At 50.1% G+C, this 12,170-nt stretch carries 8 protein-coding genes; 4 read left to right on the forward strand and 4 right to left on the reverse strand.

Annotated elements, in window-relative coordinates; all coding sequences use genetic code 11:
- Positions 1-230 precede the first annotated feature (230 nt).
- The 3 genes from dadX to DRI82_RS23975 form a co-directional block, all read right to left on the reverse strand.
- A complete protein-coding gene (gene dadX, locus DRI82_RS23030) occupies positions 231-1,304 on the reverse strand; it encodes a catabolic alanine racemase DadX (protein ID WP_114196226.1) in 1,074 nt (357 codons plus the stop codon).
- A 74-nt stretch (positions 1,305-1,378) separates the two neighbouring features.
- Positions 1,379-2,683, reverse strand: a complete 1,305-nt coding sequence (locus tag DRI82_RS23035) for a D-amino acid dehydrogenase (RefSeq protein ID WP_114196227.1) — start codon at positions 2,681-2,683, stop codon at positions 1,379-1,381.
- 89 nt (positions 2,684-2,772) lie between these two features.
- Positions 2,773-2,952, reverse strand: a complete 180-nt coding sequence (locus DRI82_RS23975; RefSeq protein WP_157968133.1) for a hypothetical protein — start codon at positions 2,950-2,952, stop codon at positions 2,773-2,775.
- A 270-nt stretch (positions 2,953-3,222) separates the two neighbouring features.
- Between DRI82_RS23975 and DRI82_RS23040 the strand changes: the two genes are divergently transcribed.
- Together DRI82_RS23040 and tus are read left to right on the forward strand one after the other, a co-directional pair.
- The gene (locus tag DRI82_RS23040) at positions 3,223-4,755 is read left to right on the forward strand and encodes a SpoVR family protein (protein WP_114196228.1); all 1,533 of its coding nucleotides are present in this window, start codon (positions 3,223-3,225) and stop codon (positions 4,753-4,755) included.
- Between the two features lie 967 nt (positions 4,756-5,722).
- Entirely contained in the window at positions 5,723-6,658 is a 936-nt protein-coding gene (gene tus / locus DRI82_RS23045) for a DNA replication terminus site-binding protein (RefSeq protein ID WP_114196229.1), read from the forward strand.
- A 59-nt stretch (positions 6,659-6,717) separates the two neighbouring features.
- Here tus and fumC read toward each other — a convergent pair whose 3' ends face one another.
- Positions 6,718-8,115 (reverse strand): class II fumarate hydratase, encoded by a 1,398-nt coding sequence (gene fumC / locus DRI82_RS23050; RefSeq protein ID WP_114196230.1) that lies wholly within the window; start codon positions 8,113-8,115, stop codon positions 6,718-6,720.
- A gap of 261 nt (positions 8,116-8,376) precedes the next feature.
- Between fumC and manA the strand changes: the two genes are divergently transcribed.
- Together manA and DRI82_RS23060 are read left to right on the forward strand one after the other, a co-directional pair.
- Positions 8,377-9,555, forward strand: coding sequence for a mannose-6-phosphate isomerase (gene manA / locus DRI82_RS23055; RefSeq protein ID WP_114196231.1), 1,179 nt, complete (start codon positions 8,377-8,379; stop codon positions 9,553-9,555).
- Between the two features lie 152 nt (positions 9,556-9,707).
- Positions 9,708-11,237, forward strand: a complete 1,530-nt coding sequence (locus tag DRI82_RS23060; protein WP_114196232.1) for a YdgA family protein — start codon at positions 9,708-9,710, stop codon at positions 11,235-11,237.
- The last annotated feature ends 933 nt before the right edge of the window (positions 11,238-12,170 follow it).

Genomic DNA, 12,170 nt, shown 5'->3' on the forward strand with positions numbered 1-12,170 from the left:
GGATTTGCGCGGCAATGAGGAAACTCTTGCAATTGGCCTATGGAGTATTGAAGTCAGGAATGAAATTCAATGCAGAAATCCGTCTTGCCAACTAAGGTGACAAGACGGTATCTTGAACGCCAAACTTCACACTTAAAGAACAACGACTTAGCCAAAGCGTTCAACCAACAAAACTATTTTTTAACGTTAACGCTAAGGTAAAAACCAATCCCACACCAACCGAAGCCGGCTTACTTCTCAATAATCACCGGCACACGTGCCGCCAGCGCACTCAGAAGCTCATAACCCAGCGTGCCGGCAGCCAGCGCCACATCATCAACGGGTAATACCTGCCCCCACAATTCAACGTCAGTGCCAATTTCCGCCTGCGGGCAGGCACTAAGATCGACGGCCAGCATATCCATTGAGGGTGTTCCCAGTGTTTGGGTTCGCACCCCTCCCACAATAACCGGTGTACCGGTCGGCGCATGCCGTGGATAGCCGTCTGCATAGCCACAGGCCACAATGCCGATCCGCTGCGTTTTATCTGAGTGATAGCGACCGCCATACCCAACCCGATCACCTACAGACAGTGTCTGAATGCCAATGATCTCGCTGCGCAAACTCATCGCCGCTTTCAGTCCATAATTCGCAATATCGCACCATTTGCCGCTGGGCGACGCGCCATACAGAATAATTCCGGGACGCACCGCCACACCGTGCGTTTGCGGATGCCAGAGCGTTGCAGCCGAGTTTGCCAGGCATTGTCCTGCGTCGATATGTTTACTGGCTTGACGGATAACGGCGAGTTGCTGTTCAACCCCCTCCACGTCATCAGCGTGAGCAAAGTGGCTCATAATCACCACATTGCCGACATTGGGCAACTCTTGCAGCGTTTGCCAAACCGGGAGCAGCTCCTCTGGCGCGAAACCCAGTCGGTTCATACCACTGTTCAGTTTCAGGTATACCGTTAAAGGATGTCGGAGCGTGGCCTCTTCTATTGCCTTAATCTGCCAGTGACTGTGCACCGCAGTCGTCAATCGATAGCGATCGATCTGTTGCAAATCATCAGGCTGGAAAAACCCTTCAAGGAGCAGGATTTTGCCCTGCCAACCGGCCTCACGTAACAGAATTGCCTCATTGAAATCCAGCAGCGCGAACCCCTCCGCCGCCTCGAAACATTGCCATATCCGTTGCAGACCATGACCATAGGCGTTGGCTTTCACCACAGCCCAAACATGGGTATCTGGAGCCTGTTTTTTCACGATCGACAGATTATTACGCAGTGCTGACAGATGCAGAATGGCGCGTATCGGGCGGGGCATACTGACTCCTGAATCAGGGAATAATTTGAGTGTATCAATGACACTCAGACATTAAAGTTTAATTTATCAAATAGTTAACTTATCGGATATGCTTTCTGCCCTACCCGGCTTTGTTGCGGATGGAAGTCTGGGCTGTAACGGGCAACCGCCAGATCGTCAGACGGAATGGCTGGCGTGATACCGGAGATAATATCCGACAGCAACTGACCTGACCCGCATGCCATCGTCCATCCCAACGTGCCGTGGCCGGTATTCAGATAAAGGTTCTTGATCCGCGTACGGCCAACCACCGGCGTACCATCTGGCGTCATTGGCCGCAAGCCGGTCCAGAACGTTGCCTGAGCCACATCGCCACCGTTGGGATAGAGATCTTTCACCACCATTTCCAACGTTTCACGACGCGCCTGTTCGAGTTGGGTATTGAATCCAACGATTTCCGCCATACCACCGACACGGATCCGCTGGTCAAAACGGGTAATGGCAATTTTATAGGTTTCATCGAGAACGGTAGAGAACGGCGCTGAGGCTTCATCAATAATAGGAATAGTTAAGGAATAGCCTTTCAGCGGATAGACAGGGATCGCCACCAAATCGTGCAACAGCGCCGTGGAATATGAGCCGAACGCCACGACATACGCTTCGGCGGTTAACACGTCTTCACCACACTGAACGCCGCTGATCTGATTTCCATCGACCAGCAATTTGTCAACGCGGCGATTGAATTCAAACTTCACGCCGATGTTTTTCGCCATCTCTGCCAACTGACGGGTAAATAACTGGCAATCGCCGGTTTCATCATTAGGCAGTTGCAGCCCCCCGGTCAGTTTATGCGCCACTCCTGCCAATGCCGGTTCGACGCTTGCCAACTGACTCGACTCCAGCAGTTGATAAGGCACACCGGCATCGCGTAAAACGGCGATGTCTTTCGCCGCATTCTCATATTGCTGAGCCGTTCGAAAAAGTTGCAACGTACCGCCCTGACGTCCCTCGTATTGAATTCCGGTCTCATGGCGCAGTTCTTTTAGGCAGTCACGGCTATATTCGGACAGGCGTACCATCCGTCCCTTGTTGGTTTGATAATGGGACATGTTGCAGTTACGTAGCATCTGCCACATCCAGCGCAATTGAAAACTGCTGCCATCGAGGCGGATAGCCAGTGGGGCATGGCGCTGGAACATCCATTTTATTGCTTTCAGCGGTACGCCAGGTGCTGCCCAAGGCGCGGCATAGCCGGGTGATATTTGCCCAGCATTACCGGCACTGGTCTCTTCAGCCGGACCCGATTGACGGTCGACAACCGTTACGTCATGCCCCGCTTTGGCCAGATACCAGGCGCTGGCAACACCGACGACGCCACTTCCTAAAATCAACACGCGCATACTCGACTCCGCTACAAGGTATTATGAAGCATAATATTCTGTTCACGAAAAATTAACCTACCCGAAAAATCATTCCAACAAATGATTCATTAATCGTGACTGGTCTCACAAATATTTATCGTCGAATACCCTGATATTTGCAAGGGCTGGCAAGAAATAGCGATAAGATCGTGCGTGATACCTTCAGCGAGAGAATTAATCTGGTAAATATGCAGGTTAGCAGCATCTGAAAGGTATTGATGAACGGTCAGGCTCGCCTTTTTAGCCATATTAAATTCTTATAATTAACGGCACAGGCAGTAGTAAACACCAAATTAAACGCTGAATACGCTTTTGGTATCGCCACGACGTTCAGTCGCGCTAATGTTGTTGGGGTATGGAGACTGCTGGGCTGATCAAACTAAGCTGCTGCTTTTTATCAGCTATCGCGAGAAATAAATGCCGGGAAAACCCAGGGCTGAGTCCACGGTTGGAAAAGTTTGAGCTACGATTGATAGTGGGCCGTTACGAATAGGCCGTACAACAATGAGGGTGCGCTGATGACTATTTCAACACATGATGTTAAGCAGGATGAACGTCTGAGCGATGGACCGGACTGGACGTTTGATTTGCTGCAGGTCTATCTGGATCAGATCGATCGTGTGGCAAAACTCTATCGTCTGGATACCTATCCTCATCAAATTGAGGTCATTACCTCAGAACAGATGATGGATGCTTACTCCAGCATTGGTATGCCGATCAATTACACCCACTGGTCTTTCGGTAAGAAATTCATCGAGACTGAACAACGTTATAAGCACGGCCAACAGGGTCTGGCTTACGAAATCGTCATTAATTCCAATCCCTGTATTGCCTATCTGATGGAAGAGAACACCATCACCATGCAGGCGTTGGTCATGGCGCACGCCTGTTACGGACACAACTCTTTCTTCAAGAACAATTATCTGTTCCGCAGTTGGACCGATGCGGGATCGATCGTAGATTATCTGCTGTTTGCGCGTCATTACATCAGTGAATGTGAAGAGCGCTATGGCGTTGAGGAAGTCGAGAAACTGCTCGATTCCTGCCACGCACTGATGAATTACGGTGTTGATCGCTACAAGCGCCCACAAAAAATTTCGTTGGTGGAAGAGAAAGCACGGCAGAAAAGCCGGGAAGAATACCTGCAAAGTCAGGTGAATTCGCTATGGAAGACCCTGCCGCGCCGCGAGCGTGAGGATGCCCCGGAAGTCGCCCGCCGGTTCCCTGCTGAACCGCAGGAAAACCTGCTGTATTTTATGGAGAAGAATGCACCGTTGCTGGAGCCCTGGCAGCGCGAGGTTCTGCGTATTGTGCGTAAAATCAGTCAGTATTTTTATCCGCAAAAACAGACCCAGGTGATGAATGAGGGGTGGGCAACGTTTTGGCACTACACCATTCTGAACCACCTGTATGATGAGGGTCTGGTCAGCGATCGTTTCATGCTGGAGTTCCTGCATAGCCATACCAATGTTGTATACCAACCCGCGTATAACAGCCCTTATTACAATGGGATCAACCCTTACGCCCTGGGTTTTGCCATGTTCCAGGACATCAAGCGCATCTGCGAGTCACCGACGGAAGAGGATTATCATTGGTTCCCTGATATTGCCGGCAGTAACTGGCTGGATACCTTGCATTTTGCCATGCGTGATTTCAAGGATGAGAGTTTCATCAGCCAATTTCTGTCGCCAAAAGTGATGCGTGATTTCCGGTTGTTTACCGTATTGGACGATGATCGCAATAATTATCTGGAGATCTCGGCGATCCACAATGAAGAAGGTTATCGGGCCGTTCGGCAGGAGTTGTCAGCACAATATAACCTCAGCAACCATGAGCCAAATATTCAGGTGTGGAATGTGGATTTGCGGGGTGATCGTTCGTTGACGCTGCGGTATATACCGCACGAACGTGCTCCTTTGGATAAAAGCCGGCGCGAGGTGATGAAGCATATCCATCGCTTGTGGGGGTTCGATATTTATATGGAACAACGCAATGATGATGGCAGTGTTGAGTTGTTGGATCGTTGTCCGGCGAGATCATCGCAGTTGTGATTAAGTTTATGGGGGCATGAACGTGCCCCTGATGGTTTGTAGATGTGAGGCTGCTAGCCTTTTTTAAAAGATAGCTTTGCTGGTTAGATGCCTACGCTATGATTTTGTTCTTTTAGTGTGAAGATCGGCATCTAAGCAGGGCCGTAAGCGCGGCCCTGCACCGCGCTTTCCCGCTACATTTCTCGTCGGCTGCGCCGATACCTTCACTCATCTCTCCGGCGGACGGGTCGGCTTTAGCCCACATCCATGTGGGCGGACGCCTCTCACCGCCATCCTGGCGGTTCGCCCCTGCCTGCGTTCTTCGCTCAGCGAGTCATGACGCTCTGGGAAGGTCAACGGAAACAGCAACGTCAAAAAATAAGACAACGGATGAGTTGATAGTTTCTTGAGGAAATCTTGATGTTTTAATTTTGGTTTTATTTCTGTATTTCTTTTGTCTTTGTCTTTGTTTTTGACCTTCCCCCCGAGCATCATGAATTGCTGAGGGCGGAATGCAGGCAGGGATGAGCCGCCATGGATGGCGGCGAAAGGCGTCCGGCTACAGGGACTGTAGCCTAAAGCCGACCCGTCCGCCGGAATGACAACCGAGGGGACCCGCAACGCGGGCAATTCATGCTGCGTAAAGCGCGGATGCAAGGGGCGCGCTTTCGCCCCTTGCTTGATTGCCGATCTTCATATTTAAAGATCAATAACATAGCCAAAGCAATCAACCAACAAAGCTATCTTTTGACGTTGGCAGACATTGAGATATAAGCCTCAAATAGAAACCAAAACTCACCTCAACCAAAACCTGCTCCGAGCCTGTTTTAAAACCAGCCACATTGAGAAATAACAAAACCCGCTATTAAAAGGCCCAAGTGACTCCGCCGCTTCCTCCCCTGCTTAACAATAAATAATAATCGAATTAAAAGTGTGCACTTTTGATTTATTCCCTTAAAATGTATGTTGTAACTAATAGGGAGAAGCAATGAGTAAATATGATCTTATTGGTCGATTAAATGCGTGTTTTAACGAGCTCGAGCTGTCGTTGCAGGATCTCACCCTCTTCCTCAGCAAACTCGAATTGCTACAGGCCAGAGCATTTACCCTGCCTCCCATAGAGAAAGGGAAAGAACACGATCCAGCCGATACCATCATCGTAACGCCTGCCGCAGGGGAAAAAGCCCAGGAGCTGGCGTTAAAGCATTTCCAGCGGTTATTCATTCACCATAACGATCACAATATCAGCAGTAAATCAGCCGTCCGACTACCTGGCGTACTGTGTTATGCGGTCGATCATGGCGAATATCAGGCAGCACAATTGCTGATTGAAGAAGTGAATAAACTCAAGACAGAACTTGAGCACATAGTCACCGTTGAGTCGGGCCTGGCGAGAGAACAACGCTTTAAATTTGTTCATACCCATCTGCACGGGCTGATTACGCTCAATGCCTATCGCACCATCAGTTATCTGCTCGATCCCGCTTCCGTTCGATTTGGTTGGGCCAATAAGCACATTATCAAAAATGTCAGTCGTGATGAGATTCTCACGCAATTGGAAAAGAGCCTGAAGGCGGGTCGCGCCGTACCTCCCTACAATCGGGAACAATGGATGGATAACGTGACGCGTGAAATCATCGACGTAAAACGGTTGCCGGAACAGGCCATACTGAAGATTAAACGGCCCGTAAAAGTGCAGCCCATTGCCCGGGTCTGGTATCCGGAAAATCAGAAACAGGTGCAACATCCCTGCCCCATGCCCTTGATCGCGCTGTGCCAGCGCTCATCAACGATGGTGATTCCTAAATGCGGCGAATTGCCAAACTATGATGTGAGTACCGTTCGGCATAAATACAAACCGGAAGCGCAACCCTTGCGACTGCTGATTAAACGACTGCATTTGTATACCGACTTTGGCATGTAAAAGCGTTGGGATAAGCAGAGCGGCTTTTAAATAAAGCCGCTCGCGGGCGTTTTAGCGCATCACTTCTTCATACTTCCAACCATGTCTTCCGGCCGCACCCATTCGTCGAACTGATCTTCAGTAAGATAACCGAGCTGCAATGCCGCGCCCTTCAGGGTCAGCCCCTCTTTGTGCGCTTTCTTGGCGATCTCTGCCGATTTATCGTAACCAATATGCGTATTCAATGCGGTTACCAGCATTAGCGACTCATTCAGCAACTGGGTAATCCGATCACGGTTCGGTTGGATACCTACGGCGCAATGTTCGTTAAAACCACTCATTCCGTCAGCTAACAGGCGAATCGATTGCAAGAAATTGTGAATCACCATCGGACGGAACACATTCAGCTCGAAATTACCCGAGGCACCGCCGATATTTACCGCCACATCATTACCCATAACTTGGGCGCACAGCATGGTCATGGCTTCACACTGCGTCGGGTTCACTTTGCCCGGCATAATGGAGCTACCCGGTTCATTCTCAGGAATAGCGATCTCCCCAATGCCGCAGCGCGGGCCCGAGGAGAGCCAGCGTACATCGTTGGCAATCTTCATCAGCGACGCTGCCAGACCTTTCAATGCTCCGTGACCATGAACCAATGCATCACAGGTGGCTAATGCTTCAAATTTATTAGGTGACGTAATAAAAGGTTGTCCTGTCAGTTCTGCCAGTGCCTTCGCCACGCGAACCGCGTATTCAGGATGCGTATTGAGTCCGGTTCCCACGGCAGTGCCGCCCAATGCCAGTTCGCAGATATGCGGTACCGCCGCCTCAATATGCTTCTCACTGTTTTCCAGCATCATTGCCCACCCCGAAATCTCCTGACCCAACGTCAGCGGCGTGGCATCTTGCAAATGGGTACGGCCTATTTTTACGATGTCTTTAAAAGCTTCGGCTTTTTCCGCCAGCGTTTTATGCAGAACCTTCAACTCTGGCAGCAAGTATTCACGCACGGCAATGACCGCAGCAACGTGCATCGCCGTTGGGAAAACGTCGTTCGAACTCTGGCTCTTATTGACATCATCATTCGGATGAACCAACCGTTCGTTACCTCGTTCACCCCCCAGTATTTCACTGGCACGATTGGCAAGCACTTCGTTCATGTTCATGTTGGTTTGAGTGCCAGATCCGGTCTGCCATATCGACAGTGGGAATTCACTACCGTGTTTGTCTGCAAGCACTTCATCTGCCGCCGCAATGATTGCGTTCCCCCGCTCTGAGGGCAGCAGGCCGAGATCCATATTGACACTGGCAGCAGCACGTTTGGTCAATGCCAATGCGTGGATCAATGCAGTCGGCATCTTTTCCTGAGATATTCGAAAATGTTCAAGGGAACGCTGAGTCTGTGCCCCCCAAAGTTGGTTAGCAGGAACCTCAATTGGGCCCATCGAGTCTTTTTCAATGCGAGTGGCTGCCATTACATTCTCCTTTGTAGAATAAAAATAAATTAGCGGCGTTGGTCGTCAGGCGCATCCAGTATAGACCCTTAAATATCAAAAGTTAGTTGCAGCCCACTCACTTTCAGTTCGACGTTTCTGCTAAAGGGTATGACGGGTGACGTTTCATTTAGCAGAAACAGATTGTGAGACTCGTTACGATTTATTGGATTTTGCTTATTGCTAATCTGTACGAGTCATTGTTTACTAAACAATATTTATCATTCACGACAGGTTCTAACGATGCAAAAGATGTTCAATGCGGTGCAAAACTATGCGTGGGGCAGTAAGGATGCGCTGACCCGCCTTTACGGTATTGCCAATCCGCAAGGTAAACCTATGGCCGAATTGTGGATGGGTGCCCATCCCAAAAGCAGTTCGCAGGTCAATGATGATAGCGGCAATCCGCATTCTCTTCGTGATGTAATCAACCGGGATCAGCCCGCCATCCTCGGTGCAAAAGTGGCTGCGCGATTTGGTGAATTACCTTTCCTGTTCAAGGTGTTGTGCGCCGATCAGCCCTTGTCCATTCAGGTTCACCCGAGCAAAGAGGCAGCGGAAGCTGGTTATGCCAAAGAGAACGCTGCCGGAATCCCGCTGGATGCTGCTGAGCGTAACTACAAAGATCCCAACCATAAACCGGAACTGGTCTTTGCCCTCACTCCTTTCCAGGCAATGAATGGGTTTCGCCCATTATCTGAAATTGTCTCCCTGCTACAACCGGTTTCTGGCGCGCATCATGATATCGCCACCTTTTTGCAGCACCCCGATGAAGCCCATCTGGCCTCGCTGTTTGCAAGTTTGTTGGCGATGGGTGGCGAACAGAAATCGCTGGCTTTGGCCGTATTGAAGGCCGCACTGAACAGTCAACGCGGGGAGGCCTGGGATGCCATTCGCAGCATTTCCGCCTTTTACCCGGATGACAGCGGCTTGTTTTCCCCACTGCTGCTGAATGTCATTACCCTGCAACCCGGTCAGGGCATGTTCCTGTATGCCGAAACCCCGCACGCCTATCTGAATGGCGTCGCGCTGGAAGTCATGGCCAACTCGGATAACGTATTGCGTGCCGGGCTAACGCCAAAGTACATTGATATCCCTGAATTGATTGCCAATGTGAAGTTCACGTCCAAAGCCGGCGACAGTCTGTTAACAACACCGGTGCAACGCGGGAATGAACTCAATTTCCCTATTCCGGTCGAAGACTTTGCATTTTCGCTCCATTCACTCTCGGCACAACCGCAATCACTGGCGCAAAACAGTGCCGCCATCGTATTTTGTGTCGAAGGCGAAGCGGTGCTGGAAAAAGAGGGTCAGCAGGTGGTTTTGCAACCCGGTGAATCTTGCTTCCTTGCGGCCGTCGAATCGCCAGTGAATGTTAGCGGTGTTGGGCGGGTTGCACGGGTATTTAACCACTTGGAGTAGGCAAAATAGCTGATTTGCTGTAATAATTGCTAAAGTAAGAACGTTTGACCGACGCTAAAACGCCTGCGGGCGTTTTTTTAATAAGATGGATTGAATCACTCAACGTGAACGGCATTGTGAATTGAGTGCCTTTTGTAAGGATGAACAGAACTATGAAAAAATCGCTAGTCGCTGTCAGCGTCATTGTTATTCTTGGCGCAGCATGGACAGGTGCCGCATGGTACACGGGCAAACAATTTGAGCAGCGCATGGGTGAAATGGTTGCTAATGCCAATAGCCAGATTCAAACCTATTTACCTAAAGCTGGAATCAAGCTGGTTTATCAGGACTATCAACGCAACATTTTCAGCAGTAAGGTTCGCTACGTTCTGCAGGCAGATCCCGCAGCAAAGGGCGAAAAAGCGCTGAAAGAAGGCGATGAAATTGCCTTTATCGAAACTATCGATCACGGGCCGTTCCCGTTCGCCCAGTTGAAAAAGTTCAACCTGATACCGAGTATGGCCTCAGTTCACAGTGAACTGGAAAATACGCCTGCGGTGAAAGGATTATTTGAAATCACCAAAGGCAAGTCGCTCATCAATGCCGACTCGCGAATTTCCTATAGCGGTGACACCTCCTCCACGGTCAATATCATCCCCGTGGATTTCCAAAAGAATGCGAGCAAACTGCAATTTGGCGGCGCTACGTTTGATGTTGATATCGCGAAAGATCTGAGCAAAATCAGCTTTGACGGTTCGAGCAACAGTTTGATCGTCACCTCCCAGAACCAATGGGGACAGTTGGAAAAAATTTCGCTTTCTGATCTTTCCATGAGCAGCAACACCAGCAAGGGCAAATTCCAGCTCGGCATGGGTGATCAAAAAATCACTGCCAAACAGGTCGCCATTAATGTTGATGGAAAAGACAGTGCCGTTCTTGAAGGTTTTTCCTTGAACAGTACTTTCGGTGAAGACGACAAAAATATCCATGGTCAGTTCGACTACACGCTGGATGCATTGAAAATTCAGGGCAATGATTTCGGTTCCGGCAAACTAAGCATCAAGGTGGATCGCATTGACGGTGCAGCGCTGAAACAGTTCTCCGACGTGTACAATCAGCAAGCCATGCAGTTACTGCAACAGGGCGAGCAGATTGATCCTGCCGTCTATCAGCAGGAAATGGCTGATATCCTGGTGCAGAATCTTCCCCTGCTGTTGAAAGGTGGACCGGTAATTTCCGTGAATCCGTTAAGCTGGAAAAATGCCAAAGGCGAAAGCAGTTTCACCTTACAAGTTGATTTGAATGCACCGCAGCCTAATCAGGCACCTGCGCAAACTGAAGACCAACTGATCTCCCAGTGGCTGAAGAAAGTCGATGCAACGCTGATTATTCCAGTACCAATGGCTACGGAAATCGCGACGCAGTCAGGCAAGCTGCAAGGTTACAGTGCTGAAGAAGCGCAAAAACTGGCTGAACAACAAGTTCAGGGTCTGGCGGCCATGGGTCAAATGTTCAAACTGACCACGCTGAAAGACGATGCCATCCGTAGCAGTTTCCATTATGCGGATAACCAGGTTGAGTTGAATGGTCAGAAAATGACCCTGCAAGAGTTTGCTGGTCTGTTCGGGTTGTTGGGCGCTCCTTCTGCGCCGGAAGAAGTGCAACCGGATGAGCCAGAGTCAGTGCCAGTTCCGGCACAGTGATGATTATGGGGGGGAAGCCCCCCTTTTTGCTTCCGTTTAAAACGGGCTCCGAGAAAGTTTCAGTTGATTTTAGATTGATGTTATTGGTTTTTAAAAGATGGTTTTGTTGGTTGATTGCTTTGGCTTTTTTTTCGTTCTTCGAGTGTGAAGATCAGCAATCAAGCAGGGGACAAAAGCGTGTCCCCTGCACCCGCGCTTTCCGCAGCATAAATTGCCCACTGCGTGGGTCCCTTCGGTTGTCATGCTGGACTTGATTTCTCAAGGTGGCCGACTTTTAAAGCAGGCTCGGAGCAGGTTTCGGTTGATATAAGTTTTGTTTTCTACCTGAGTCTCAATGCCTCAACCGACAAAGGAGCGCCATCGCCGCGCCCCTTTGAACCCGGGCTAGGCGCGGAAATATTGCCGGTTTCACCGGTTCCCTCCCACGTCTTGCGGGCTTATCGAGCCAGCTCTGAATCGCTCCCGGCGATGCAGAGCTTTTCGCCGCGTCCCTGCGGCTCACTCGGCCCTCCAGACTCGTCGGCAATATTCCTGAGTGCGCCAACAAGGTCAAAAAATAAAGGCAGATTCAAAAGCGATAAATCCTCTATTTTATGTTTTCTTTATGTTTTCTTTATGTTTTCTTTATGTTTTCATTTGTGTTTTTGACGTTGACCTTCCCAGAGCGTCATGACTCGCTGAGCGAAGAACGCAGGCAGGGGCGAACCGCCATGGATGGCGGTGAGAGGCGTCCGCCGCCAGGGACTGGTGGCTAAAGCCGACCCGTCCGCCGGAGAGATGAGCGAAGGCACCGGCGCAGCCGGCGGGGAATGCCGCGGAAAAGCGCGGTGCAGGTGCGCGCTTACGCACCTGCTTATATCTTGATTATCACTTTAACAGAGCGATAATCCCCTGACTGATCATCGGGGGTGCTGTTGTGAGTTTGTGGTCCCT

The organism is Edaphovirga cremea, assembly GCF_003332275.1.
In the GTDB taxonomy this organism is placed as follows: domain Bacteria; phylum Pseudomonadota; class Gammaproteobacteria; order Enterobacterales; family Enterobacteriaceae; genus Edaphovirga; species Edaphovirga cremea.